The sequence below is a fragment of the Arthrobacter sedimenti genome (assembly GCF_042652025.1).
Lineage (GTDB): Bacteria > Actinomycetota > Actinomycetes > Actinomycetales > Micrococcaceae > Arthrobacter > Arthrobacter sedimenti.
Genome location: NZ_JBHSDQ010000006.1, coordinates 193,063 through 218,579 on the forward strand (window position 1 = coordinate 193,063; position 25,517 = coordinate 218,579).

Here is a 25,517-nt window from a genome sequence, read left to right on the forward strand (position 1 = left end):
ACGAATGACTCCCTGTAAGACTGTGGCCATCGCCGTCCCGCTCGAGGCAGAGCTCGTGGACCAGATCCGCGCCGTTGACCCGTCCATCTCCGTCGTCTACGAGCCCGAACTCCTGCCGCCGGAACGCTATCCTGCAGATCACGCTGGTGACCCCGCCTTCAAGCGCACCGAAGAGCAGGAGGAACGCTATTGGGCCATGCTCAACAGCGCCCAGGTACTTTACGGGTTCCCTAACGAAAGCCCCGCAGGCCTGGCCCGAGTCGCGCTGGAAAACCCGGGGCTGGAATGGGTCCACGCCATGGCGGCCGGTGCGGGTGGAGCAGTCAAGGCATCCGGCCTGAGCCGGGACCTTCTGCAGAAATTCAGAATCACAACGTCCGCCGGAGTACATGCCCTCCCCCTCGCGGAGTTCGCCGTGATGGGAATCCTGAACGGCTTCAAGCGGAGCGCGGAACTGGCCGAAGACCAACGGGCCCGGGTTTGGCCAGAACTCCGGGTCCCCACCCGGTTGGTCAACGGGTCGAATTTGGCGGTCGCCGGCCTCGGCGAAATAGGCCTGGAAACCGCCCGGATCGCCCGGGCCCTGGGCATGAAGGTCAGCGGGACCAAGCGGAACGTGGAACCCATCGCCGGCATCGACCACGTGGTGGACAACGACGGCCTCCCCGCCCTCCTCGCCACGGCAGACGCCGTCGTCAATACGCTGCCCGGCACCGCCTACACGGAAAAACTGTTCAACCGTGAGCTTTTCGCCGCCATGAAGCCCGGAACCACCTTCGTCAACGTGGGCCGGGGAACCGTGGTGGATGAGGAGGCACTGCTGGAGGCATTGGATAACGGCCAGGTGGGCTACGCATGCCTGGATGTCTTCGCCGTGGAGCCGCTGCCGCAGGACAGCCCCTTGTGGAAGCACCCCAAGATCATGGTTTCACCGCACACGTCAGCCCTCAGCGCGGCCGAGAACCGCCTGATCACCGAACGGTTCTGCAGCAACCTCCGCACCTTCCTCGACGGCGGGGATCTCCCCCACCTCGTGGATACGGTCCACTTCTACTGAGCGGCGATTATGCGTATCGCCAGGATCACAACAGCAGCAGGCCCCCAGCACGCCGTCGAACGGGACGGGATGTGGCATCACGTGGCTGACCCATTCGCCGCCACCCTTCGCTACACCGGCGGCACCACGCCATTCAGTGAGGCCACTTTCCTCGCCCCGGTGACGCCCGCCGTCGTCCTGGGCATTGGCCACAACCGGACGCTGAATGACCACCCTTTGCCCATCCAGGCGTGGCACAAGTCCGTCCACACCGTTGCCCCACCGGGAGGGGCCATAGTGGCGGCCCGTGACCGCGGCACCGTCCACGCAGAGGGTGAACTGGCCGCCATAATCGGCAAAACAGCCACCAACCTCACGGCCTCGAATGCCCTGGAGCACGTCCTGGGCTACACGTGCGTCAACGACGTCACCAATGTGGACCAGAACGCGGTGGACGAACGGAACTTCCAAGGCAAGGCCGGGGTCAACTACACGCCCCTGGGTCCCTGGATAGAGACCGAACTCCGTAATCCGGAGCACGCGGGCATCGACGTCTATGTCAATGGAACCGCGAAGGCGAACTCCGGCACCTTCAATCTGCCGTCCAGTGTGGTGGACTGCCTCGTCTACGTCACGACCTGGCTGACCCTTGAACCCGGCGACGTCGTGATGACGGGCGCGCCGGCCACCGCAGTACCCGTGGCGCCCGGGGATCGGGTGGACATCGTGGTGGAAGGTATCGGCGCGCTGAGCAACACCGTCGCCTGAAGGCGGGGGACAGGGAGGGGTGCCAACCCCTTTATGATGGATAGCGTTCAGTCCACTGAACGCCTACCGAAGTCTGCCCTGGCGACCTAAGGAGAATTATGGCCGATTCCCAACCTTCCGCTTCCTCCGACAAGCCGGGAGCCGCCTCGCCGGCGCCGGCAGTCACCCGGGCAGCGGCCGTGCTGGACGCCCTCGCCGCCTCGGCCACCGGCCGGCTGACACTGAGCGACCTCTCGCGCGAGGTGGGAATTCCAAAGTCATCCACCTCCAACCTCCTGCTGGCACTGGAGGAGGCGCGCCTGATCAGCAGGCAGGGCGCTGAGTTCACCCTGGGCCGGAAGCTGGTGGAACTGGGCGCCGCCTATCTTGGGCGCATGGACGAGGTGCAGGAGTTTTACCGCTACTGCGAGCAGGCCTCCGTCCTGTCCCGCGAGACGGTCCGGATCGCAATGCTGGACGGTACCAACGTCATTTACCTGGCCCGGTACGAGGGCCATCCCGCCGTGCGGCTCACGTCCAACATCGGTGACAAGATGCCGGTGTCCCTGTGCGCCGTGGGCAAGGCCCTGATCGCGCGGCTGCGTGACCATGACCTGGAGGAAATGTTCCCGGACGACGCCGAACTGCCGGTCCTCACGCCGAAATCCCTGCGCACAGGCGCGGAGCTCAAGGCACAGCTGAAAGAGATCCGCGAGCAGGGTTATGCCTTCGAGGATGAGGAGTCAACCACCGGGGTGGTGTGCCTCGCCGTTTCCGTTCCCACCCGCGGAGCCCACGGACCCAGTTTGGGCCTGTCCGTAACGGCATTGAAGGCCACCTACACGCCCGAGCAGGGCTCGCAGATGGTCAAGGAACTGCAGGAACTGGCCCACTCCCTGGGCAACCCGATGGGTTAGGGACCGCGGCGGCCTGGCGGCCTTTCGGAACTTCAAAACCAAAAACTGTTGCTCGTTGTTCAGCTTGCTGTATTGTGTTCAGCATAGTGACCGACACAATAGGTGTTGTCGCTATCCCACCAGGCCAACGGGGGCCTGGAGTGCATTAGAGGGAGTTCTCGTGACAACTCGTACTAACTCACCGCAGGCCACCACGGACGGCGCCGTCGTCGATCCGGACCAGCTGCGAAGGGCAACACTTGCCAGCTCCGTGGGTTCCGCCCTGGAGTACTACGACTTCTACATCTACGGCCTGGCCTCGGCCCTGATCTTCGGGCCGCTGTTCTTTGCGCCGCTCGGGGAAAGCGGAGCGGTCATTGCCTCCTTCGCCACCTACGGCGTCGGATTCGCCGCCCGGCCCTTCGGGGGCGTGGTGTTCGGCCACATCGGCGACCGCTTCGGCCGCAAAATGGTGCTGATCCTGACCATCGGCCTCATGGGCCTGTCCAGCTGCGCCATCGGCCTCCTGCCCACCTTCGACCAGGCGGGCATGCTCGGGGCGGTACTCCTGGTGACGCTGCGCATCCTCCAGGGCCTGGGCGCCGGCGCCGAACAGGCAGGCGCCACCACCCTCATCTCCGAGGTGGCCCCGCGCCGCCGTCGTGGTTTCTTTGCCTCCCTGCCGTTCGTTGGCATCCAGCTGGGCACCCTCCTGGGCGCCGGAACCTTCGCCCTGATGGCCCTGGCGGACAAGCAGGTCCTGCAGGGCTGGCTCTGGCGCGTTCCCTTCCTGGCCAGCGTCATCCTGATCGCCATCGCCATCTTCATCAGGCTCCGCCTCAAGGAGACCCCGGTCTTCCAGGAACTCGAAAAGCACAAGGCCGTGGTGAAGAACCCCGTGGGCCAGATCTGGAAGCACTCCAAGAAGAACGTGCTGGTGGGCATTGGCCTCCGCATGGGAGAAAACGGAAACTCCTCCATCTACTCCGCACTGCTGGTGTCCTTCATCAGCATGCCGGCCGGCGTCTTCCCCGGCGACAAGTTCATCGGCCCCACCGGCCTGCTGATTGCCGCGGGCTTCGCAGCGGTGCTGGTTGTCGCCTTCGGCGCCCTGTCCGACCGCTTTGGCCGGGTTCCCGTGTACCGCTACGGCGCGCTCTTCCAGGCCGTCATCGCCCTGCCGGCCTTCTACCTGGTCACGCTCGGCAACGTCGCCCTGGTCTGGGTGGTCATGGTGGTGGGCATCGCCCTGGGCGTGCAGGCCATGCTCGGCCCGCAGTGCGCCCTGCTCCCTGAACTGTTCGGCTCCCAGCACCGCTTCACCGGCGTAGCCCTCAGCCGTGAACTCTCCGCGGTGCTCGCCGGAGGCTTCGCCCCGATGATCGGCGTCGCACTGCTGGCGGCCACCAACCACTCCTGGCTGGTGCCGGCGCTCTACTCGCTGGTCCTGGCGGGCATCTCCTTCGTCACCACGTTCTTCACCCCGGAAACCAACGGCCGCGACCTGGTGGTCGTGGAGGACGCCAGGTGAATAGCGGTAACGACGCCCTGACGAATCCCGCGCCCAAGCGCGCGGGATTCGTCGGGTTGGGGCTGATGGGGGCGCCGATGGCCGCCAACCTGCTCAAGGCAGCGTGGCAGGTTACGGGATGGAACCGCTCCCCCTCGGCCGTCCGCGACCTGGAGTCGCTGGGCGGGTCCGGCGTCGGCCACGTTGCGGACCTCCGGGACGAACCCGTCATCATCTTCATGCTTCCCGACCTCTCCTTCATCGAGGACGCTGCGGCCGGCCTCCTGGATGCGTGGCGGTCCGTGCCGCCCGCACCGGGAACACTCGTTGTGGTGATGAGCAGCGTGTCGCCGGTTGCGGTGCGGGCCTTTGGGCTCGCCGTTGCGGATGCCAGCGGCGGGAAGGCCACGGTGCTCGACGCACCGGTCAGCGGCGGTACTGCCGGCGCGCAGCGGGGAACCCTGGCCATTATGGCCGGCGGATCCCCGGAGGACTTCGAGCGGGGGCGCCCGGTTTTGGAGGCCATGGGGACCTCCGTACGCCGGATGGGTGACTTGGGTGCCGGCTCACTCGCCAAGGCCTGCAACCAGCTGATCGTCGGGACCACGACGGCGGCTCTCGCCGAGGCGGCTGAGCTTGCGGAACGCTCCGGCCTGGACGTGGAAGCCCTCTTCGAGGTCCTGTCCGGCGGTCTCGCTGCGAGCAGGGTGCTGGAGCTGGTGGGACCCCGGCTCGCGGCGAAGGACTACACCCCGACCGGCCCGGCGAAGTTCATGCACAAGGATCTGTCCTTTGTACTGGAGGCTGCAGACCACGCCGGTACTGCCGTGCCCCTGGCACGTGCCGGGCTTGAGCTCTACGCGGAACTGCTCGCGCAGGGCCTCGGTGACCTAGACCTGGCGGTGGTGCGGCAGGCCATCGCGAACATGGAGGTCACCGCCGCCGATGGGGAGGGCACGCAGCAATCCTGCAGTTGAACGTGGCGGGCATTGCGGCACGGCTGCCTGTCGCCTAACCGGCATATGGGTTGCTATATTCTGGTCCTTTCAAGCCCGGCTCGAGGGGACAGCGCCAGGCCAAGCACGTCGAACGGTCCGCCAGTGATCTCCAGCAGCAAGTACCCGGGACCTTTTCAGGGAGGGATCCCACAGAACGACTTTCTCAACTGCCCTACGGGGCTGGTCGAGTACTACTTCGCAGACGGCATCTTCCGCTGGTCTGACGGCCTGTACCGGATGTACGGCTATGAACGGGGCGAGGTGGTTCCCTCAATGGAAATGGTTCTCCCCCATATCGAGCCCGAAGACCGGCCGAGGGTCCAGGCATACTGGGACCACGTCTCCAAGCATGGCGGGCCGTCGTCCATCTACGTGTCCATCCGGGACCGCAAGGACCGCCAGCACAAGTTGCTGTACTCAGCGGACTACATCATGGACGGCACCACTCCCATCGGAGTCTGGGGCGTAGTTGTGGACCTCACCACCTCGATTCACACGGACCGACATCAGCTCGCCACCGAGGCAGTGGCCGCCTCCGCAGTAAACCGCGCAGCCATCGAGCAGGCCAAGGGCATCCTGATGGGGCGCACCGGCGTCACGGCAGACGAAGCGTTCGGGCTCATGAGCCAGTTGAGCCAGGACACGAACCGCAAGGTGTACGCGATTGCCCACGAAATCATTGAGCGTGCCACCACCCGGGCCGGAGAGCAGGCGGATGCCGGGGAGCAGGAAACCCGGGGCCATCCCCTGCTGTAACTGACGGACCGGAAGGTGAACTACCCCTTCCGTTCGGCCCGGTAGGCGCTGGGGCTGACCCCGTGCAGCCGGCGGAACTGGCGCGAAAAGTAGAACTGGTCCTGCAGGCCGACTTCCCGGCCCACCTGGGCGATGGACAGGTCAGTGGTGTCCAGAAGGTGCCGGGCCCGGGCCATCTTCAGGGCGGTGTGGTGGGCCAGGACTCCACCGCCCGTGGCTTCGCGGAACAGCTTGCTGAGGTGTGACGGCGACACCCCCACCAGCGCGGCGAGTTCCGGCAGCCGGACGGTCCCGTGCGCCCGTTCCTCCAGGTAGTTCAGGGCCTGCTGGAGCGGCGTCCCCGTCTCCGGAGCGCGGCGTTCCACCGCCAGCGTGGCCAGCAACTTCCACGCCATCCCGGCCGTGGCCACCAGCCGCGCCGGCGACTGGTCCTTCTCCAGGGCCGTAATGATCTCGTCCAGCATGGCCGTCAGCCGGTCCACGGCCAGCAGTGGAATGATGGGCCGGTCGGTCCCCACTCCGGCCTCGGCCACCAACTCGGCAACATCGCTTCCACGCACATGGCACCACCAGATCGTCCATGGATCGCCGGGGGCGGCACCGTACGCATGTGCCTGGCCGGTTCCGCCGGGAAGGACGACGGCGGCCGCCTTGCCGACCTCGGTCCGCGCACCGGTGGTTTCCACCCACCCCCGTCCGGCGACGCAGAGGATGATGATGGTTTCCTCGGCGCCGAGGGGACGGTGGCGTCCGTGGTCTTCCGCGGCAGGAAAGACGCCGGCGTCCGTAACCACCAGATGCCGGGTAATGGGACGGGCAAGAGCCTCACGGACCAGTGGACGTGGCACCACCACCAGCCGCTGGTTGGCGAAGCCGTGCGCCCGTTCCACGTCCGCTCCTTCCGTCACGAAATGTCCATCCTATGACGGGGGCGGCGCATCAGTCGCGGGCTTCCCGCCAATCCGTCCAGCGGACCACCTGGACGCTGTCCAGGGCCAGCAGGTCGCCGGCGGATGCATCCCGTCGACGCTGGGCGGCCGCAGGCACCCCCACCTTGGCGGCCTTGGGCAGCGGAAGGATCTGAAGGACGACGTCGGATCCGGGCTGGATGCCCGCATCACTGGTTTCGAGGAGCCAAGGGGAGCCGTCCCAGAACCTGTCAGCCACCACCCGGCCATCGACCAGCAACCGGGCGACGTCGCCCGCCCAGGCGATCTCCAACTCCGTCATCCCGCCCGCGGCGGCACGTCCCGGCGTCGGAAGTTCAAGCCGGTACAGGGCCGAGAGCCCACCGATGGTTTCACCGTCCGGCGCCGCTGCCCGGCCGGCCAGCGAGCCAAAGGAGGCAGGAACAGGCTGCGCAGCACGGACAAGCTCCACAGGCACGGATTGGCGTGCCGGCCCCTGGACTGCGGCTTGGGCGGCTACGTCCTCAAAGCGGCAGTCCCCTGCCGAGTACCGCCGGACGCAAGGCGTTCCCGGCGACCTCCCAGCCAGCCGCCCCTCAGCGTCCACCCAGACCGGGTCCGCGGACAGCACCAGTTCCCGGCCCCGCCCCGAATCCAGGACCCAGGCCTCATCCGCCACGGCTGCGGGCAGTATCAGGACCTTGAGGACGCCCTGGCCCGAGGTCGCCGTCAACGCCGCCGGCGCGGAGGCATCAAGGGTGTAGGCACCTCCGCCCAGCGCAGTGGCTGGCCCCTCCAGCACGGTCCCGTCCGGAAAGCACAGGTTCGGCTCGATCCCTGCCTCGGCTGCCAGGACCAGGGTGGGCGCACCGGCGGTATTGAGCACCGTCAGCGGGGTGGCGGTGGCCCAGGCCAGCCGCACGCCCCCGACCTCAAGGCTCACCGGCCACGCGGCGATGGTCCCAGGGGGAATGTCCACGGGGTTTGGGGGGAACGTTGTTGCTCCAGCCTCGAGGCCCAGCCGGAACTGGGCACCGGAGTATACCTGAAGGGGAATATGTGGCTGGTGCCAGGTGATGAAGACGAACCCGGAGTGCCCGTCCGAGCGCAGCGCCCACCGCAACGCCCCGGAATCCTCAACTCCTGACGGCACCCGGTCCGGTAGCGTGGACGGCATGCGCGCCAACCGCTCCCCGAACGCTCCCAGGAACGCATGCTGCCGGCGCAGCAGCCCGAAACCTGGCGCCAGCCTGCCGGACGCACCTATCGGGGCATGGAAGTCGTAGTCGAACACCGGCAGGTCGTTCGGATAACCCGTGGCTTGGGACTCCTGCAGGCCTGCTGCGGGGTTGGCCCCGCCGGCAAACATGTAGTACCCCTGCCAGGCGGAGCCGCTGCCAATCTTGTTGTTCGCCACCGCAGCCACATCCCTGCCCGCAGGCCAGGGTCGGCGCTGGTAGGCCGTGGCCATGCCGCCGGTCAGCTCGCAGGTGGCCGGCGGGTAGAGGTCGGAAACAGATCGTGGCGCCGAAACCCCGCCGCCGGACAAATGCTCGCGCAAGTCGGCGCCGATGCCGGGATCGTCCCACTGGTGGCTGAAGAAATAGTGCTGCCGGAAGGTGGGGTCCCAGGGCGCGTCCGCGTCCACCCAGAAGCCATCGCCGTAGCCGCCGAAAACCGGCAGCACGTCTTCCAGGGGCAATTCGGCTCCGCCCCACGCCGTGGCCGTCCAGATCGGAGCACTGAGCCCCGCCGAACGCGCCAATTTCTTCAGCTCGCTGAGGTGCCGGGGCTGGTCGTAGAGTTCGTTCTCCAGCTGGATGCCGATGACGTTGCTCCCCGGCCCGGTGAGGCCGGCAAGCTGCGCACCTACCAGGTTGTACCAGCGCTCCACCAGCGCCAGGTAGGCGGGATCGTTGGTGCGGTGTTCGACGGCGGCCGCCTGGACCCAGTCCGGATACCCGCCGTTGCGGACCTCCCCGTGGGCCCAGGGTCCGATGCGCAGGACCACGTCCAGGCCGACGGATGCGCACAACCGAACGAAGGCAGCCACATCCAGGTTGCCGTCAAAGCGCGGCTTCCCCTGGACGGGCTCGTGATGGATCCAGAAGACGTAGCAGGCCACCACCGTGATCCCGCCTGCCTTCATCAGCCGGAGCCGGTCCTCCCAGCGGTTGCGCGGAAGCCTGCTGAAGTGGATCTCACCGGACACCGGGATCACCGGACGGCGGTCGTGTTCCAGGTAGTGGCTGGTGATCCGCCACCGGCTGTGCACGTCTTCTTTGTTGCTCATTGCCGGCAGCCGCAGCTCCGAGGCAAATGGCCGGTGGACGGCGGTCAGCAGCTCAAGGGCTGTTTCTGGGGCACGCATTGGCGGAAGTCCTTCAGTTCGCAGGGGCGGTAAGTATCAGGGTGTTGATGCGGCGCTGCCACTCTTCGTCGGCCCACAACGGGTGGTGGGGCGCGGCGTTGGAGCAGGGCCCCATGCCCCAGACGCCATGTTCAAGCGCCGTTCTGATGCCGTGCCCGGCCAGGTCCCGCCCCACCGGGCCCTCCTCGAACGTGCCGAGAAGCGGGGTGTACCCGATCCAGCCCTCGCCCACCACGGCGGGAACGTTCTTCCAGCGGGCCCATGCGGCGATGGAAATGACGCGGGACTCGATCTCGCGCCGCATCACCTCGCGGTACTGCCCGTACTCGTCGTGCAGCCACGTATCCCAGGCGCCGGGGTCGATCCAGTCATAGCCATAGAACATCTGGTCCGTGACCACAGTGGCCCGGTATTTCCACGGGGCCAGTCGTCCGTAGTCGGGGAAGGACGGCGCGTCCTTCCGGAGCAGCGCACGCAGGGCCGGGTTGGGGAAGCCTGCCGTTCCCTCGGACCTGATGTCGATCTGCCGCTGCAGCGCATCCAGCACGCCGTAGCTGTACACGTGGAACTGCGCCGCGCCCAGGCCGTCGGGAACTGTATGCATGGCAAGGTGCGGGGGTTTGCCGTAGCTGGCCGTTATCAACAGGTCGGGGTGCAGCCGCCGCAGCCGCCGCACCTGCTCAATGCCGCCGTCGGCCAGTGCCGGGAGGATGGAGAAGTCCACCTCGTTGTGCAGCTCCACCAGGGCGATGCGGTCCCGGTGTCCTGCGTCGGTGACCGTGCGGATCAGCCGGTCCCACGCAGCGGCAAGGACGCGGTAACGGTCGGCCAGCGGGACGGCATCGATGGCCTCGAACCACTGCGGGGACGCGGCAAACACAGGTGACTGCTGGTACTCCCAGCTGGCCAGGACCACCACCAGGCCGTGCCGTTCGGCGGCGCCGAACAGTTCCAGCAGCCGTTGCCGCAGATTCAGCCGGTAGCCGCCGGGGGCGTCGTACCAGCGCGTGCCGCGGCCGTAGATTCCGCCGTCGGGTGCAGTCCCCAGCCCCTCAATCTCCAGGTCCTCCGCGAGCGCGTCCAGGCCCAGGCCGCCGAACAGCAGCAGCGGTGCGGCGCAGATGCGGATGGCGTTGTAGCCGAGCTCCGCCGCCTTGGCGCAGGCCCCATCGAGGTCCGCGTAGGGACCGCCGTCCTCGGCCCGGGTGTACCAGGAGAAGTCCCAGAGAGTGATGGCCAGGCGGGCGGGAAGGTGCGACGGCGGCGGGCCGGTCAGGCCGCGCGCGGCACCTTCCAGGGTCCCGGACCCGAGGTAACGCGGTTCTTCAGTCACAGGGAGACCTCTTCCTTCGTCTGCAGGCGCCGGCCCAGTAGCCGGCCGTGGCTGGCCAGTTGCCGGAGGGAGGCCGCCGCAGCGCCCCGCGACTCAGCGCTGTCAGTGTCGAACAGCAAGAGCTCCGGCAGCGACGTGGCGAAGTAGTCAGGAGCAGCGGGCGCTGCCTCCAGATCGGCGGCGCCGTCCTCCAGGCTGCCCCAGATCCGGTCCGCTTCCCGCCGGTCGCCCAGGCGCATGCAGGCCACGCCCCGCCAATAGTCGGCAGGCCCAACCGGCTTTGAATCCACCGCCAGCGCATTCCCGCGCCCGCGGGCCGCTGCCCACGCCTCACGGGCAGCAACCCCGTCACCCGCCCGTTCCAGCGCATCGCCCAGCGCCACCAGCCGCTCGGCCATGCTGTTTGCGGGATGCCGCCCTTCGCCCAGGTTGGCCGGCGCTTCGGCGCCTTCACGCAGCAGGGCGACTGCCGCCGTCGGCTCCTGCTCCATCAACGTCCGTGCCTGCTGAACGGCGGCGCGGTCATAGGCGGCGAGGGCCAGTCCCTCACCGCCCTCGAAGGGCTGGAAGGTGCGCGACGCCAATAGGGCCAGGGCGTCGAGGGGCCGTCCGACGTCGGTCAGCAGGTTTGCGTACAGGACGGCAAGATCATCGCGGGCCAGGGCGGCAGGGCCGGCCTGCTCGATGTCCGCGATCCGCTGCTCCGCCGGAAGGCTGCGCAATCCTGCCAGCATGGCCCGTTCAAAAACGAGCCGGGCGTCCCCCGGGCTCAGCTCCAGGGCCCGTGCAATGTAATCGTCGGCAGCAGCAGGATCTCCCCCGGTATTGACCACAGCCAACGCGGCATTCCGCCACACCACCGGGTTGTCACTGCCGTGGGTGAGGGACTTCTCCAGGTGGGTCAGCGCGTCCATGGTCCGTCCGGCGTCCAGCAGCCAGCAACCCAGGAGCCCGTGGGCCACGTGATCGCGGGGATCGGCCTCGAGGGCGCGGAGCAGCGCGTCGTAGTCGTCCAATCCATAAGGAAACGCGTAGGTGGTGTCCGCGCGCCGCGCCTTGGCGCGCTCGGCAGCAGCGGCCGCCGGTTCCAGGAGCTCCTCCAGCCAGCCGGCGCGCAGGTAATGCCGAAGCGGCCCCGGATTGCCGAACGCCGGGTACGCCTCCGACGCTGCTTCAGTTTCGGTCAGTTCAAGGGCGCGCTGCCACTGTCCCGCGCGGGCAAGCCAGCACGCCACGGTCAGCGCGGTTTTGGGATCCACTGCGTCCAGGGTCCCGGCGAGCGCCAGGGCCGCGGGGTCCAGCGGGTCGGAGGCCAGGATGTCCTGGAGCAGTTTGTCGCTCTGGTCACTGTCTCCCAGCCACTCCAGCGCCAGGTATCGGAGGTGCCGCGCTTCGGGACTGGTGCTCTCCAGCGACTGTGCGGCGTCGGCGTGCTGCAGGGCCAGGGCTGGGTCCTTGGATCGTAGGGCCAGCCGCGCCAGTGCCAGCCGCGCCGGATGCGCCCAGGCCCTGTCCCAGGCAGCCTTCCCAAACCGTTCCCCCGCTTCCGCGGTGAGGCCGAGCCGCTCCAGGACCAGGCCCAGCCGGTAGTGGGCTTCCCCGCTTGGCGGGTTCAGGTTCCGCCGGCTCAGGCGCGCCACGGCATTTTCGAGCAGTTCCCGTGCCCGGCCATAGCGGCCTTCCCGGTATTTGGCCGCGCCGAGGGCAATGCAGGCACGCGAGTCCTGCGGATCCCGGCGGAGCATTTCCTCAAGGTACTGCACGGCTGACCTGCTGGGGTGCCGGTTCTGGGCCAGGTGGGTTGCGGTGACAAACAGCTCGTCCTGGCTTTCCATATCCCGCGGCTGCGCCGGTTCGGTGGCCACCCGGGGCCCGGGTGCGTTGTCCACGGGTTGCCGCGGCGTCCAGGAAATAAGTTCCCGGCCGCTGTCGAGGACCTGGAGCGTAAGGTCTTCTGCCTTTGCCGGTAGGTGCAGCTCAACCGTGCCGGTGAACGGATCGGCGGGTGAGAGGAGGACGTTCCAGGCCCGGACCGTGCCGCCCCGGTGTTTCAGGACAATGGCGGCGTTCTTCCTTCGGCTGGTGCCGGTGACGCCAACGGTGACGGCCCTGCCCGGCTCGTCGAGGGACAGCGCGACGGCGGCGTCCAGGTTTGCCTGGTGGGCCGGGCCCATCTGCCGGATGGGGTACCAGTACTGGCTGAACGTGCGCGTCTCACCCGGGGCAAGGTAGCTGAAGTCTGGCTGGTTGTCCGTGAAGACGCCTGCCATCAGCTCGACGTAAGGACCGTCGTCGTCCGTTAAATGCCCGTCCCACGCCCGGCCTACGGGGCCGTTACCCCACGTCCACTGCTTCTTGCCCGGCGCGATGGTTCGGTCCGCCCAGTGGACAAACCCGGCCTGGGCGTCATGGTCATAGCCGCCAAAGAAGCTGTCCGCCGTGTCCGTGACCATGTAGGAGGTCGGGACGGGGATATTTGCATAGAAATCGAGCCGGTCCGCGCCGGGGCGGCCGCCGCCCGCAGCCACTGCCGGATAGTCCACTCCGTAATAGGGCCGGTCGGCGCGCGGGAACGACGTGATGGCCCTGCGCGCATGGTCAGCTACAAACCGGACGTCAGTGGGAAAGAACGACTGGTAGTTCTCATGCGAGCGGGCAGCCACATTGGCCCACCACAGAAACGTCTGCGGCTCATCCGTCCGGTTGTGGAGCCGGCCATCGACCTCGATCAATGAACTGCCCGGCCTAAGCCGCACGCCATGGGTTCCGCGCATCCGCTGCAGCGGATCCAGGTCAGTGTGCCAGACGGTCACGTCGCCGGTGCCGGAACGTTCGACGGCGGATTCCACCGGCAGGAAGGTGGCGGGCCGGTGGTGCTGCGGCCAGTTGAACTCCACGCCGCCGGAGATCCATGGTCCGGCCAGGCCCACCAAGCCGGGCTTGATCACGTTGTTGCGGTAGAAGAAGTCGTACCCGGCGGTCTTGTCGTAGCCAACGTGGATCCGGCCCCCGATCTCCGGGAGCAGCATCAGGCGGACGTACTCATTCTCCAGGTGGATGGCCTGCCACAGCCTGGGCTGCTTCACCGACTCAATGCTGTCAATGAACGGCATGGGATAGACCTTGCCGCTGGAGCCCTGGTAAACGCGCCGGTCCAGGAAGAGCGGGTACTTGTCCGGTTTGCCAGGGGCGTAGGTGTCGATCCATACCGGTTCGCTCCAGCAGGCCACGCCGCCTGCCGCAAGAATGTCCCGCTGGTCAGCCGGGGTTTCGGGCAGGACGATCCTGCTGGGGTCTTTGGGTTCGCTGGTCACTCCTCAAGGCTAGGGAGTGTGCAAGCGCGTTCCCATGGCACAAACGATCACTTATATGGACGATCGTGCACTCAGGCGCGCCAGCCGGGCTACAGCGCCAGGCGCGGCCCGTCCGCCACAGCCGGCGCGGAACCAACAGCTGAAGAGACCACCGGCAGCGCCTCGGTTAAGGCCTCGACGACGGCCATCTGGCCCGTGGAGTCCGGGACGCCCGGGTACTGGACATGGGCAGCCTCGACCGGCTCGGCGGCCGCCTCCTCCGCACGCATGCGGACCAGCGCCACGGCCGAGATCAGGAACCAGGCCACGTTGGTGACAACGGAGGGCCAGGCGCTGTGCAGGGTGCCGTTGATGATGAAGGCCACGGAACCGAAGAGGTTGGCGGTCTGGAAGCCCTTCCCCGCCTTCAGCCACCCCATGGAAACGGCAAGGTACGCACTGAGAATCGCAACAGCGCCAGCCCATCCGGCGAGTTCCCACAGCAGATTCATGGCGTCCTTTCAAGGGTCCCCGAGCAGTATTCGGGCAAGGTTCAGGAGGGGGTGTAACGGGTTGGTTTTGCCGGATGCCGGGTTACTCGAGCCCTGTTCGGGCGAGGACCTCATGCTGGTCAGCGGCATAATCATATCCCGCGCCCGGACACCGCTTTTACCGGCGAAACGTGATACTCGCCACGTCTGGACAAGGCCCGCCCGCCGTAGCACGATCGAAGCTGTGACCAGCAGCCCTCCTTCCGATCCCTACCTCCGCGAACTCACCCAGCTGAGGCGGGTCAAGGACCGGATGGACCGCGAGTACGCCCAGCCGCTGGACGTCGAATCGCTGGCGAAGGACGTGCACATGTCCGCCGGCCATTTCAGCCGCCGCTTCAAGCTGGCCTACGGCGAATCGCCCTACAGCTACCTCATGACAAGGCGCATCGAGCGGGCCATGGCGTTGCTGCGCAAAGGCGACCTCAGTGTCACGGATGTCTGCTTCGCCGTGGGCTGTTCCTCGCTGGGAACGTTTAGCACCCGCTTCAGCGAGCTGGTGGGCATGCCGCCGAGTGTCTACAAGCAGGAGGCGGAACGCGCAACGGCGGGCATTCCTGCATGCGTCGAAAAGCAGGTCAGCAGACCGGTCAGGAATCGAGAAGCGCCGGCTGTTGGGGCGTTACTAGCATGACTGGCATGGACATCAACATTTCCTCAACCTTCCTCCCCGCCACCGATCCCGACGCCTCACTGGCCTTCTACCGCGACGCGCTCGGCTTCGAAATCCGGAACGACGTGGGCCGCGGCACCATGCGCTGGATCACCGTGGGCCCCGCCGGCCAGAAGGACGTCTCCATCGTCCTGCACCCGCCGGCAGTGGATCCGGGCATCACCGAGGACGAGCGCCGCACCATCACCGAAATGATGGCCAAGGGCACCTATGCCACCATCGTCCTCTCCTCCCCCGACGTGGACGCCGCTTTCGCCAAAGTGGAGGCAACCGGCGCGGACGTTGTGCAGGAACCCATTGACCAGCCGTACGGCATCCGGGACTGCGCCTTTCGCGATCCCGCCGGCAACACGGTCCGTATCAACCAGCAGCCTTAGGCATATAAACAGACACGTATACAACGGACGACGCCGGACAGGCGGCTGCCAGCGCAGCCTCCGCCCGGCGCCGCTCCAGGAAGAGGGGGAACACCTTGAGCACGGAAGCCGACATCGAAACCAGGCAGGCGCTGCACATCGCCGACAGCCACGACCTGATCCGGGTGCAGGGCGCACGGGAAAACAACCTGAAGAACGTCAGCCTTGACCTGCCAAAGCGCCGGCTGACCGCGTTCACGGGTGTTTCCGGTTCCGGCAAGAGCTCGCTGGTGTTCGCCACCATCGCCGCCGAATCACAGCGGATGATCAACGAAACCTACAGCGCCTTTGTCCAGGGGTTCATGCCCAGCCTGGCCCGCCCGGACGTGGACCGGCTGGAAGGGCTGACCACGGCCATCATCGTGGACCAGGAGCGGATGGGTGCCAACCCCCGCTCCACCGTGGGCACCGCCACCGATGCCAACGCCATGCTGCGGATCCTGTTCAGCCGCCTTGGCAAGCCCTACGTGGGCCCGCCCACCGCGTTCTCCTTCAACGTTCCCACCCGCAAGGCCAGCGGCATCATGAGCACCGAAAAGGGCGGCCGGGTGGAAAAGAACGTGGTCCGCCAGGTGACCTATCTGGGCGGCATGTGCCCGCGCTGCGAGGGTATGGGCAACATCAGCGACATCGACCGCGCGGCACTGTACGACGACTCGAAGTCCCTGAATGAAGGCGCCCTCACCGTCCCCGGCTACTCCATGGACGGCTGGTACGGCCGCCTGTTCGAGGGCATGGGCCTGCCCATGGACAAACCGATCGCCAAGTTCACGGCCAAGCAACTGGACACGATGCTGTACGCCGAACCCACCAAGATCAAGGTGGAAGGCGTCAACCTCACGTTCGAGGGTGTCATCCCCAAGATCCAGAAGTCCATGCTCTCCAAGGACGTGGAGGCCATGCAGCCGCACGTGAAGCGGTTCGTGGAGCGGGCCGTCACCTTCGCCACCTGCCCGGACTGCGGCGGGACCCGGCTCACCCCGGAAGTCCTCAACTCGAGGATCAACGGCAAGAACATCGCGGACCTGTGCACCATGCAGATCAGCGACCTGGCGCAGTGGATCCGCGAACTGGATGAGCCCTCGGTCCGGCCGCTGCTCGCCGGGCTGCGGGACCTGCTGGACTCCTTCGCCGAGATCGGCCTTGGCTACCTCTCCCTGGACCGCCCGGCAGGCACCCTCTCCGGCGGCGAGGCGCAGCGGACCAAGATGATCCGCCACCTGGGCTCCTCGCTCACCGACGTCACCTACGTTTTCGATGAGCCGAGCATCGGCCTGCACCCGCACGACATCGAGCGGATGAACACTCTCCTGCTGCAGCTGCGGGACAAAGGCAACACCGTCCTGGTGGTGGAGCACAAACCGGAGATGATCACCATCGCCGATCACGTCGTCGACCTCGGCCCCAAGGCCGGCACCGGCGGCGGCGAGATCGTCTACGAAGGCGACGTGGACGGTCTGCGTTCCAGCGACACCATCACCGGCCGGCACCTGGACGACCGCGCCCGCCTCAAGGAGTCCTTCCGGAACGCCACGGGCGCCCTGGAGGTCCGTGGCGCGTCCACCAACAACCTGCAGGATGTGGACGTCGATGTGCCGCTCGGCGTGCTGTGCGTGGTAACCGGCGTGGCCGGGTCCGGGAAGAGCTCGCTGATCCACGGCTCGCTGGCCAAGCGGGAGGGCGTGGTGGTGATCGACCAAGGCGCCATCAAAGGCTCCCGGCGCAGCAACCCGGCCACCTACACCGGGCTGCTGGAGCCCATCCGCAAGGCCTTCGCCAAGGCCAACGGAGTGAAGCCTGCCTTGTTCAGCTCCAACTCCGAGGGTGCATGCCCCACCTGCAACGGCGCCGGCGTGATCTTCACCGAGCTCGGCGTCATGGCCACGGTGGAGTCCACCTGCGAGGACTGCGAGGGCCGCCGCTTCCAGCCCGCGGTCCTGGAATACACCCTGGCTGGGCAAAACATCGCCGACGTGCTGGACATGTCCGTGGACGCGGCGCTGGCGTATTTTGCCGATGGCGAGGCGAAGACCCCCGCCGCGCACAAGGTCCTTGACCGGCTGGCGGATGTGGGGCTGGGCTACATCACTCTTGGCCAGCCGCTGACCACCCTGTCCGGCGGCGAGCGCCAGCGGCTCAAGCTGGCCACGCAGATGGCTGAGGCCGGGGACGTCTACATCCTGGACGAACCCACCGTGGGCCTGCACCTGGCCGACGTGGAACAGCTGCTGGGCCTCCTGGACCGGCTGGTGGATTCCGGGAAGTCGGTGATCGTCATCGAGCACCATCAGGCGGTGATGGCGCACGGGGACTGGATCATCGACATCGGACCGGGAGCAGGGCACGACGGCGGCAGGATCGTCTTCGAGGGCACCCCGGCTGACCTGGTGGCCGCCCGGGCCACGCTCACCGGCCAGCACCTGGCAGCGTACGTGGGCGCCTAGAGCCGCCCGAGGAATGACACGGTGGCCGCGGCGATCTGCTGCTGGGCGGATACCCGGCTTACGGCGGGCTCACCATCGCCCGGCTGGTTGCCGTAGTCGCCGAAGAAGGCATGCACTCCGCCCCGGACAGCGGCAAATTCGGTGTCAGCGGGCAGCAGCTGGCGGGAGGCATCGATCTTTGCAGGGGTGCTCAGCCCATCGCTGCTCCCGGAGACGGACAGGACTGACAGACCGGTCCGGCCGTGCAGCGACTCCACCGGGTAGGAGGCGTACAAGACCAGGCCCTTGATTTCAGCATTGTGGAGGGCGAACGAGGATGCAGAGACACCGCCGAGCGAGTGGCCGCCCACGGCCCACGTGGTGATGTCCGGGTTGTCCTGGATGGCACTGCGGGCCTGGTTGCCGTCCAGCAGGCTGAGCCCGAGCGGCTCCTTCAGGATGACCACCCGGCACCCGGCCCCCACCACGGGGGCCAGGATGTCCCGGTAGGCCCGGGCGTCCACGCGTGCGCCTGGGTAGAAGACCAATCCTTTGGTGGTTGTGCTTCCCTCGGGTGACATGGTGATGGCGGTGGCGGTTTCGGTGACAGTGAGGTCCGACGCGGGGCCTGCCTCCGCCGTCGCTCCCGTCTGGTACGGGAAGGGGTTGAGCCAGGCCAGGCCGGCAGCGAGCGCCAGAACGGCAAGCCTGGCCGCCCACGCACCGACGGCGCGGACACGGGAGCGGGGCCGTGGGACATCGCGGCGGAGCCACAGCAGCACCGCCCACGCCAATCCCCCCGCAAGGGCAACGAGCAGGATTCCCGGCAGCAACGGGTGGCCGCCCAGAACGGCAGGATTGCCGGCCAACATCCACAGTGCAACGCCCACCAGTGCTGCGGCACAGACCGCTGATACCCAGAAAATGGCCGTCCGTCTTCGGGGCGGCGCGCTGGTCCGGTTGCTGGGTGAGGTGTCCATGGTTCCTGATCCTTCCATCCGGCGGCAGGATTGCAATGCCGGCCTGGCTTACGCTGGCCGTATGCCCGAAAACTTCCGGTACGACGTCGAGATCCTGCACCTGCTGGTCTCACCCGCGCATGCCTACTTCGGCCGTGCCCGCGACGGAGCCGCCGACGTCCCCACCACTGATGCGGACCAGGCCGAGGTGGTGGCCGGCAAGGGCATCGTGGGCGACCGGTTCTTCGGCAAGGCCGCACACATGGATGCCGCGGTGACCCTGTTCGCCGTCGAATCCCTCGAAGCCATCGCCGCCGAACTGGGCGCGGCGCCGTTCAATCCCCTGTTGACCCGCCGGAACGTGGTGTTGCGAGGAGCCCAGCTCGCCCCGCTGCTGGGGCAGGACTTCGTGCTGGAATCCGGCGGCTCCTCGGTATCCCTGCACGGTGGGCGGCACGCCCAGCCCTGCGCGTGGATGAACGAAATGCTGGCACCAGGGGCGCACCCCGCCATGCGAGGCCGCGGCGGCATCCGCTGCCGCGCCGTCTCAAGCGGATTCCTGCACCGCGGCCCCGCCGTGCTGGTCAGCCCGGTGCCGCTGGACTCCAGCCTGGCCGGCGAGCCAAGCCTGCTCCGGCCGTCACGGCTTCCCTAGTCCTGGTGCGAAAGATTACAGATCCGTTTAGTCATTAACTGATTGAAGAATATTATTTACAAGTTTGTCATACCGGGATAGGTTCATCCCCAGCGAACCACAACTCAGGTCCGCTTCACCCGAACCTACCGAGGACAGCTATGACATCAACCAGGACTCTGGCCACAAGCCTCATGAGCCTCACTTCAGCAGCACTGTTCGCCCTCTGCTCAGCGGGTCAGGCAACGGCGGCTCCCGCACCGTCGGACACGAAGGACGTTGCCGGCGTCAGCAGCGCGGCCGTCACCGACACCACCGGCGCCGACTACTGGACACCCGAACGCATGCGTTCGGCCATCCCCGCTGACGTTCTGGCCAAGAAGGCTGTGGACCGGCAGAAGTCCAGCCCGGCAGTGCTCCCGGAACAGGCCAAGGGCCAGGAAACCAGGATCCAGGGCTCCGCACCCCAGATCCAGACGAAGGCCAACGCCAGCGAGAGCCCCGTGCCCCACATCGGCAAGGTGTTCTTCACCCTCGGCGGCACGAACTATGTCTGCTCGGCAAACTCGGTGGCGTCCACCAACAGGAACACAGTCTCCACCGCCGGCCACTGCCTCAACGAAGGTCCGGGAGCCTTTGCCACCAAGTTCACATTCGTTCCCGCGTACCTGAATGGCTCCGCGCCCTACGGAAAGTGGACCGCCAAGGCACTTTACGCCCCCACCCAGTGGAGCTCGTCCGGCAGCATGGAGTACGACACGGGCTTTGCCGTGATGAGCCAGCTCAACGGCCGCAACCTGGCCGACGTTGTCGGAGCCTCCGGCGTCAGCTTCAACGCCGCCCGTGGTCTCGCCTACAAGGCATTCGGCTACCCGGCAGCCTCACCGTTCAACGGCGAATCCCTGAAGAGCTGCTCCGGCACCGCCACCAACGATCCCTACAATCCCCAGTTCAACAGCCAGGGAATTCCGTGCAACATGACGGGCGGTTCCTCGGGTGGACCCTGGTTCATCGGCACCAGCTCCAGCGGTTACCAAAACTCGGTCAACAGCTACGGCTACGGCAGCAACTCCACCAAAATGTATGGCCCGTACTGGGGCTCAGTGATCCAGCAGGCATACAACTCCGCATCCTCCGCTCTTTAACGCGGACGCCTTAGAGCGGACCGCGGCGTGACGCTGAGGGTCCGGCCGGTGGCTGACACCGGCCGGACCTTTTGTGTGGAAGTTGTACTGCCTACGCCTTCCGGTGGATGGATTTGTAGCTCAGGTAGGCGTTGAGGCCCTCGATCCCGTACTCGGTGCCCAGCCCGGAGTCGTGCCGGCCGCCGAACGGGGCGGAGTGGTTGGAGGCGAAGAAGTTCAGTCCCACTGACCCCGTGTCCATGCGGTCCGCCACGGCGAGCGCGGCGTCCTCGTCCCGGCCGAACACCAGGCCGCCCAGGCCGAACTCGGTGTTGTTCGCCAGTGCCACTGCCTCTTCGACGCTGCCACCGGCGTCGTTGTATTTGAGGATGGTGATCACCGGCCCGAAGATCTCCTCGCGGGCGATCCGCATGTCAGGGGTGACGCCGGCGAACACCGTGGGTTCAATGAAGTAGCCGTTCTCCAGCCCTCCGGTCAGCGACGCAGGGCGCCCTCCGGTGGTGGCGCGGGCGCCTTCAGCCAGCCCGGGCTCGACGTACTCCATGACCGTCCGGTACTGCGCTTCGGTGGCGCAGGGGCCAAACACCGTGTCCGGATCCAGGGGGTCGCCCTGTTTCCCGGCGGCGATGGTGGCCGTGACCATGTCCACCACCTCGTCGTAACGGCTGGCCGGGGCCAGGATGCGGGTGGAGATGTAGCAAGTCTGCCCGGTGTTGCGCATGGAGGACTTGATCAGCACCCGGGACATGGCGTCCAGGTCCGCGTCCGGCAGCACGATGGCGCTGGACTTGCCGCCCAGCTCCAGCGTGACCGGGCGCAGCAGCTCACCGCAGGCCGCGGCGATCTTCCGGCCCACCGGCGTCGATCCAGTGAACGCCACCTTGGCCACACCGGGGTGCTTGACCAGTACGTCGCCCAGGCGGCCGGAGCCGGTGACCAGGTTGACCACGCCGGCCGGGACGCCTGCAGCGGCGATGGCATCGATGATCACCCGGATGGAGAGCGGGGTTGGCGACGCCGGTTTGATCACCACGGTGTTTCCGGCGAGCAGCGCGGGCGCCAGCTTGATCATCACCAGGTTGATGGGAAAGTTCCACGGGGCGATCAGGGCGCAAACGCCCAGGGGATCGCGCCGCACCACGGATTCGCCGCCGCCGCGGGGGAAGGGACGGACGTCCTCCTCTTCCAGGTACCCGGCCAGGGTGGCGAAGTAGCGCAGGATGCCGGCGGCGTTGGCCGCGGCACCGGAGGATTCCGCTACCGGGGATCCGTTTTCCCGCGAATTGGTCAGGGAGAGTTCGTCGGCGCGTTTCTCCACTTCATCGGCGATCCGGAGCAGGTAGGCGGCCCGCTCGGACGGTGCCAGCCTTGGCCACCCGCCGTCGAAAGCCTGTCGGGCGGAGCCGACGGCGGCGTCCACGTCCTCCGGCGTGCCGTTCGGGACAGAGCCCCAGACTTCGCCGGTGGCGGGGTCGGTGACCGGGTTCCGGCCGGTGCCCCGGGAGGGCTGCCAGGCGCCGTCGACGTAGATGGTGTCCACGTGGGTGTGCGGCAGGGCCAGGCCGGACCGCGCGGCCAGGGCCGGTGCGTCATGCGTAGCGGAGGTCATCGGATCACCGCCGTTTTCAGCAGGGCGTTGGACCGGGCAAGGTCAGCGGTGGCCATCTCGAGGGCGGCCTCGGTGATGAGTTCGGGGATGATATCGGCGGCCAGCCGGTCCGTGTAGGTGGCGGGATCCATCCCGAACCAGGATGAGGCCAGGGCGATGCCGGCGTGGTCGAACCGCCACAGCCTGTCCGCGTCACGCATCAGCGCGTCCTCCAGGGAGCGGGCCACGGGCCGGGTGTCGTGGCCGTCGATGATTGCGCAGACCCTGTCCACGAACCCGGGAGTGTAGCCCAGACCGGGAAGGACCCGGCGTGCCACGTCGCAGCCCTGCTTCTCATGCTCATAGCGGATGGCGGCCTTGCGCCAGTCCCCCGCGAACCCTTCCGAAAGGATCCGGGACTCATCCACGTGGGCCCAGCCGGTGTCGTGCAGCAGCGTGGCGACCCGCACCAGTTCGGCGTCCGCGTCCGGGTAGGCCCGGCACAGCCGTTCGGCGAAGGCCAGGGAGATGGGCAGGTGGATGTCGTTGCCGCGGGCCCTGGTTTCGTGGACCACTGCCTTCCAGAGCGCATCGAGCGAATCCACGGCCGCGGGGGTGCCGGCAATGGGGGTGGTGTCCACGGGACCCGCGGCGGGGATGGGGCGGACGCTGTAGTCGGCAGCGAAGGCATCGGCCAGGGCGTCGCCCGTGTCCGGTGCGGTGCCGGGGGCGCTCCCGGCGGCGGTGCCGGGCTCCGCCGGGGCAAACGGCGTCTTGGGGGTGCTCATAATGCTCCTTCGGGTTTGCCGGCCTCGCGGCTAGCTGTCCGTGGTGATGGTCTTGAGTTGGGTGCCGGGGTCTGCGGCGGCTTCGGCGGGAATGTTGAGGCCCTTGGCGAGCGCGTTCTTGACGGCCATGAAGTCCAGCGGCGCGTTCACGCAGTCCGCGGCGATGATGCGGCCCTGCCGGTAGTAGAGGACGCTGAATTTTCCGCGTTCCTGGTCGTTCCGGACCACGGTCTGGTCGTAGCCGCTGCACAGCCCGGCGATCTGCAGCTTGAGGTCCGCCTGGTTGGACCAGAACCAGGGGATGCCGGCGTATTCCTCGCGCCGTCCGGTCAGCGAATACGCGGCCACTTTGGCGTGCTCGATGGCGTTGTTGACGCTTTCCAGCCGGATCCGTTCCCCGGGCTCGGAGCCGGGAACGGGGTTGGGCATGTTGGCGACGTCCCCCACAGCCACCGTGGTGCCGTCGGAGGCAAGCGCGAACCGGTCCACCACCACGCCGTTGTCCACGGCCAGGCCCAGCTGTTCCGCCAGCTGGGTGTTGGGAATGACGCCGATGCCGATCAGGACGATCTGTGCCGGCAGGACCGTCCCGTCCTGGAGTTCGACGGCGGCAACGCGCGTGCCGCCGTCGTCTGCGGTGAAGCGCGCCGCACTGGTGTTGAGGCGGATGTCCAGTCCGCGGGACCGGTGGGCCTGCAGGAAGTATTCGGCGGTCTCCTCTCCCACGGCCCGGCCCACCAGGCGGGGCCCGAACTCGAGCACGGTGACATTCTTTCCCATCTTCTGCAGGCTGGACGCGGCTTCGAGGCCGATGAACCCGCCGCCGATGACCACCACATCCGTGGCATCGCCCACCTTGGCCTTCAGCGCCAGGGCGTCGTCGGCGTTGCGGAGGTAGAGCACGCCGTCCAGGCCGCTGCCCTCGATCTCCAGCTTCCGGGCGCGGGCTCCCACGGTAAGGGCCAGCCGCTTGAACGGAAACTCCCGGCCGGAGGACGCGTGCGCCACCCCGGAGCCGTCCGGTTCCTTGTCGATCCGGACGATGTATTCACCCTTGACCAGGTCAACGTTGTGCTCGGCCCAGTAGTCGTTGGACCGGAAGATCAGGGATTCGCTTTCCACGGTGCCCTGCAGGAACTCCTTGGACAGCGCCGGCCGCTGGTATGGGCGGTGGTCCTCGTCCCCCAGCAGGGTGATGTGTTCGTCGAAGCCCAGCGCCCGGAGCGATACCGCCAGCTGCACGCCGGACTGGCTGGCGCCAATGATCAGGAGCCCGGTCCGGGTAGGAACCGTGGCCGTTTCGGTTTCCTGCTCCACTGCCTGCGTTCCCATGGCTACACCTGGGTTTCGGGGGTGGTGACGAAGAGTTCGAGCTCTTCCGTCAGGCGGAGCTGGCAGGACAGCCGGGAGTTGTCCTCGCGGTCCACGGCGGTGCCGTAGAGCATCTCGTCCTCCATGTCCTCCATAGGGGGCAACTGCGAGGCACAGTCCTCGCGGACGAAGACGTGGCAGGTGGCGCAGGACAGTGAGCCGCCGCATTCGGCCACGATGCCGGGGACGCCGCTGCGCACCGCGGTTTCCATGACCGAATCGCCTGCGTTGCCTTCGACGTCCCGGACGGTGCCTTCTGCGTCGGTGAAGTGAACCGTTGGCATTGTGGTCCTCCTTGGTTGAAGTTGGTTTCGATGGTGGCAGGGGTGGCCGGTCAGATGAACTGCCGGCCGCCGTCCACCACCATGGTCTGGCCGGTGTAGTAGGAGCTGTCCGGCCCGGCGAGGAACAGGGCGGCGCCCACGATGTCCTCAGGCTGGCTGGCGCGTTTGATCGCTCCGCGGTCCACGCCGTAGTTCTCGGCGTTTTCCATGAGCCCGTAGCTGGCTTCGGTGAGAGTGAACCCCGGGGCGATGGCGTTCACCGTGATCCCACGCCGGCCCAGTTCCTTGGCCATGACCCGGGTGAGGGCCACCACGCCGCCCTTGGAGGCGACGTAGTGCGCCCATTGTTCGGAGCCGCTGAAGATCGTGGCGCTGGAGAGGTTGATGACGCGCCCGCCCTCGGCCAGGTAGGGGCTGGCGGCGCGGGTCACCAGCCAGGGGCCTTTGAGGTTGACGTTCATCACCAGGTCCCATTCGGCCGGATCGATGTCCTCGAAGCGGCTGCGGGTCACCCCCGCGTAGACGGCGGCGTTGTTTAGGACGACGTCGATACGGCCGTTCCCGAACTCCGCGCAGCTTTTCGCGAGCTGCTCCGTGGAGTCCACATCGGTCACGTCGGCGGCGAAGGCTGCGGCGCCGGCGCCGGCGCCGGCCTCGCGGACCAGCTTGGCGGTCTGTTCGGCACCTTCGAGGTTGATGTCGGCCACCGCCACCCGGTATCCGCGGCCGGCAAAGCCGAGCGCGAACGCCCTTCCCAGCCCACCGGCGGCTCCCGTGATGAGGACCGTTCTTTCATTCATGCCCTCAGTGGAATATTCTCCCGAGGGCATGTCCAGA

22 protein-coding genes are annotated in these 25,517 nt (G+C 67.3%); 11 read left to right on the forward strand and 11 right to left on the reverse strand.

What is annotated here, in order from left to right; translation table 11 throughout:
- Positions 1–4: 4 nt before the first annotated feature.
- From ACFO0G_RS15020 to ACFO0G_RS15045, 6 genes are all read left to right on the forward strand, one after another.
- A complete protein-coding gene (locus ACFO0G_RS15020) occupies positions 5–1,057 on the forward strand; it encodes a D-2-hydroxyacid dehydrogenase (RefSeq protein WP_376978581.1) in 1,053 nt (350 codons plus the stop codon).
- A 9-nt stretch (positions 1,058–1,066) separates the two neighbouring features.
- Positions 1,067–1,804, forward strand: a complete 738-nt coding sequence (locus ACFO0G_RS15025) for a fumarylacetoacetate hydrolase family protein (protein WP_376978584.1) — start codon at positions 1,067–1,069, stop codon at positions 1,802–1,804.
- Positions 1,805–1,902: 98 nt separating this feature from the next.
- The gene (locus ACFO0G_RS15030; protein WP_286400802.1) at positions 1,903–2,700 is read left to right on the forward strand and encodes an IclR family transcriptional regulator; all 798 of its coding nucleotides are present in this window, start codon (positions 1,903–1,905) and stop codon (positions 2,698–2,700) included.
- Positions 2,701–2,860: 160 nt separating this feature from the next.
- Entirely contained in the window at positions 2,861–4,210 is a 1,350-nt protein-coding gene (locus tag ACFO0G_RS15035; RefSeq protein ID WP_142131826.1) for an MFS transporter, read from the forward strand.
- Positions 4,207–5,166 carry an NAD(P)-dependent oxidoreductase gene (locus ACFO0G_RS15040; RefSeq protein ID WP_286400800.1) on the forward strand — a complete coding sequence of 320 codons (960 nt, stop codon included), beginning with the start codon at positions 4,207–4,209 and terminating at the stop codon, positions 5,164–5,166. Before ACFO0G_RS15035 ends, ACFO0G_RS15040 begins: the two co-directional genes overlap by 4 nt.
- A 123-nt stretch (positions 5,167–5,289) precedes the next feature.
- Positions 5,290–5,943 (forward strand): ANTAR domain-containing protein, encoded by a 654-nt coding sequence (locus ACFO0G_RS15045; RefSeq protein ID WP_286400798.1) that lies wholly within the window; start codon positions 5,290–5,292, stop codon positions 5,941–5,943.
- A gap of 20 nt (positions 5,944–5,963) precedes the next feature.
- Here ACFO0G_RS15045 and ACFO0G_RS15050 read toward each other — a convergent pair whose 3' ends face one another.
- From ACFO0G_RS15050 to ACFO0G_RS15070, 5 genes are all read right to left on the reverse strand, one after another.
- The gene (locus ACFO0G_RS15050; protein WP_376978589.1) at positions 5,964–6,851 is read right to left on the reverse strand and encodes a helix-turn-helix domain-containing protein; all 888 of its coding nucleotides are present in this window, start codon (positions 6,849–6,851) and stop codon (positions 5,964–5,966) included.
- 31 nt (positions 6,852–6,882) lie between these two features.
- Entirely contained in the window at positions 6,883–9,222 is a 2,340-nt protein-coding gene (locus tag ACFO0G_RS15055) for a beta-galactosidase (protein ID WP_376978591.1), read from the reverse strand.
- Positions 9,223–9,235: 13 nt separating this feature from the next.
- Entirely contained in the window at positions 9,236–10,555 is a 1,320-nt protein-coding gene (locus ACFO0G_RS15060; RefSeq protein ID WP_376978593.1) for a cellulase-like family protein, read from the reverse strand.
- On the reverse strand, positions 10,552–13,869 hold the full coding sequence (locus ACFO0G_RS15065) for a DUF5107 domain-containing protein (protein WP_376978595.1): 3,318 nt from the start codon (positions 13,867–13,869) through the stop codon (positions 10,552–10,554). The genes ACFO0G_RS15060 and ACFO0G_RS15065 overlap by 4 nt, the downstream gene beginning before the upstream one ends.
- Before the next feature lie 89 nt (positions 13,870–13,958).
- Positions 13,959–14,360 (reverse strand): CBU_0592 family membrane protein, encoded by a 402-nt coding sequence (locus ACFO0G_RS15070; RefSeq protein ID WP_286400788.1) that lies wholly within the window; start codon positions 14,358–14,360, stop codon positions 13,959–13,961.
- A 223-nt stretch (positions 14,361–14,583) separates the two neighbouring features.
- On the opposite strand from ACFO0G_RS15070, the gene ACFO0G_RS15075 reads away from it, so the two are divergent.
- The 3 genes from ACFO0G_RS15075 (at position 14,584) to ACFO0G_RS15085 (ending at position 17,932) form a co-directional block, all read left to right on the forward strand.
- Positions 14,584–15,033, forward strand: a complete 450-nt coding sequence (locus ACFO0G_RS15075) for a helix-turn-helix transcriptional regulator (RefSeq protein ID WP_376978597.1) — start codon at positions 14,584–14,586, stop codon at positions 15,031–15,033.
- Entirely contained in the window at positions 15,030–15,449 is a 420-nt protein-coding gene (locus ACFO0G_RS15080; RefSeq protein WP_224024085.1) for a VOC family protein, read from the forward strand. Before ACFO0G_RS15075 ends, ACFO0G_RS15080 begins: the two co-directional genes overlap by 4 nt.
- 95 nt (positions 15,450–15,544) lie before the next feature.
- The gene (locus ACFO0G_RS15085; RefSeq protein WP_376978599.1) at positions 15,545–17,932 is read left to right on the forward strand and encodes an ATP-binding cassette domain-containing protein; all 2,388 of its coding nucleotides are present in this window, start codon (positions 15,545–15,547) and stop codon (positions 17,930–17,932) included.
- On the opposite strand, the gene ACFO0G_RS15090 is transcribed toward ACFO0G_RS15085, so the two are convergent.
- Positions 17,929–18,891, reverse strand: a complete 963-nt coding sequence (locus ACFO0G_RS15090) for an alpha/beta hydrolase (protein ID WP_376978601.1) — start codon at positions 18,889–18,891, stop codon at positions 17,929–17,931. The two genes, ACFO0G_RS15085 and ACFO0G_RS15090, sit on opposite strands and share 4 nt — an antisense overlap.
- A 61-nt stretch (positions 18,892–18,952) precedes the next feature.
- Here ACFO0G_RS15090 and ACFO0G_RS15095 point away from each other — a divergent pair, with 61 nt between their 5' ends.
- Together ACFO0G_RS15095 and ACFO0G_RS15100 are read left to right on the forward strand one after the other, a co-directional pair.
- Entirely contained in the window at positions 18,953–19,525 is a 573-nt protein-coding gene (locus tag ACFO0G_RS15095; protein WP_286400777.1) for an MOSC domain-containing protein, read from the forward strand.
- Positions 19,526–19,665: 140 nt separating this feature from the next.
- Positions 19,666–20,649: a trypsin-like serine peptidase gene (locus ACFO0G_RS15100; protein ID WP_286400775.1), complete on the forward strand. Its 984-nt coding sequence runs from the start codon at positions 19,666–19,668 to the stop codon at positions 20,647–20,649.
- Between the two features lie 91 nt (positions 20,650–20,740).
- Here ACFO0G_RS15100 and ACFO0G_RS15105 read toward each other — a convergent pair whose 3' ends face one another.
- From ACFO0G_RS15105 to ACFO0G_RS15125, 5 genes are read right to left on the reverse strand one after another with little or no spacing between them, the layout of a single operon-like run.
- Positions 20,741–22,258: an aldehyde dehydrogenase family protein gene (locus ACFO0G_RS15105; RefSeq protein ID WP_376978604.1), complete on the reverse strand. Its 1,518-nt coding sequence runs from the start codon at positions 22,256–22,258 to the stop codon at positions 20,741–20,743.
- Complete coding sequence (locus ACFO0G_RS15110) at positions 22,255–23,025, reverse strand: HD domain-containing protein (RefSeq protein ID WP_376978606.1); 771 nt, start codon at positions 23,023–23,025, stop codon at positions 22,255–22,257. The genes ACFO0G_RS15105 and ACFO0G_RS15110 overlap by 4 nt, the downstream gene beginning before the upstream one ends.
- Before the next feature lie 30 nt (positions 23,026–23,055).
- Positions 23,056–24,357, reverse strand: a complete 1,302-nt coding sequence (locus ACFO0G_RS15115) for an NAD(P)/FAD-dependent oxidoreductase (protein ID WP_376978608.1) — start codon at positions 24,355–24,357, stop codon at positions 23,056–23,058.
- A gap of 2 nt (positions 24,358–24,359) precedes the next feature.
- Positions 24,360–24,680 carry a 2Fe-2S iron-sulfur cluster-binding protein gene (locus tag ACFO0G_RS15120; protein WP_376978610.1) on the reverse strand — a complete coding sequence of 107 codons (321 nt, stop codon included), beginning with the start codon at positions 24,678–24,680 and terminating at the stop codon, positions 24,360–24,362.
- 50 nt (positions 24,681–24,730) lie between these two features.
- The gene (locus ACFO0G_RS15125; RefSeq protein ID WP_286400765.1) at positions 24,731–25,480 is read right to left on the reverse strand and encodes an SDR family NAD(P)-dependent oxidoreductase; all 750 of its coding nucleotides are present in this window, start codon (positions 25,478–25,480) and stop codon (positions 24,731–24,733) included.
- Between the last annotated feature and the right edge of the window lie 37 nt (positions 25,481–25,517).

Coding starts and splice junctions, on each gene's coding strand:
- ACFO0G_RS15020 (WP_376978581.1), top strand. CDS start 5: ATGACTCCCTGTAAGACTGTGGCCATCGCCGTCCCGCTCGAGGCAGAG.
- ACFO0G_RS15025 (WP_376978584.1), top strand. CDS start 1,067: ATGCGTATCGCCAGGATCACAACAGCAGCAGGCCCCCAGCACGCCGTC.
- ACFO0G_RS15030 (WP_286400802.1), top strand. CDS start 1,903: ATGGCCGATTCCCAACCTTCCGCTTCCTCCGACAAGCCGGGAGCCGCC.
- ACFO0G_RS15055 (WP_376978591.1), bottom strand. CDS start 9,222: ATGCGTGCCCCAGAAACAGCCCTTGAGCTGCTGACCGCCGTCCACCGG.
- ACFO0G_RS15070 (WP_286400788.1), bottom strand. CDS start 14,360: ATGAATCTGCTGTGGGAACTCGCCGGATGGGCTGGCGCTGTTGCGATT.
- ACFO0G_RS15080 (WP_224024085.1), top strand. CDS start 15,030: ATGACTGGCATGGACATCAACATTTCCTCAACCTTCCTCCCCGCCACC.
- ACFO0G_RS15090 (WP_376978601.1), bottom strand. CDS start 18,891: ATGGACACCTCACCCAGCAACCGGACCAGCGCGCCGCCCCGAAGACGG.
- ACFO0G_RS15095 (WP_286400777.1), top strand. CDS start 18,953: ATGCCCGAAAACTTCCGGTACGACGTCGAGATCCTGCACCTGCTGGTC.
- ACFO0G_RS15100 (WP_286400775.1), top strand. CDS start 19,666: ATGACATCAACCAGGACTCTGGCCACAAGCCTCATGAGCCTCACTTCA.
- ACFO0G_RS15105 (WP_376978604.1), bottom strand. CDS start 22,258: ATGACCTCCGCTACGCATGACGCACCGGCCCTGGCCGCGCGGTCCGGC.
- ACFO0G_RS15110 (WP_376978606.1), bottom strand. CDS start 23,025: ATGAGCACCCCCAAGACGCCGTTTGCCCCGGCGGAGCCCGGCACCGCC.
- ACFO0G_RS15115 (WP_376978608.1), bottom strand. CDS start 24,357: ATGGGAACGCAGGCAGTGGAGCAGGAAACCGAAACGGCCACGGTTCCT.
- ACFO0G_RS15120 (WP_376978610.1), bottom strand. CDS start 24,680: ATGCCAACGGTTCACTTCACCGACGCAGAAGGCACCGTCCGGGACGTC.
- ACFO0G_RS15125 (WP_286400765.1), bottom strand. CDS start 25,480: ATGAATGAAAGAACGGTCCTCATCACGGGAGCCGCCGGTGGGCTGGGA.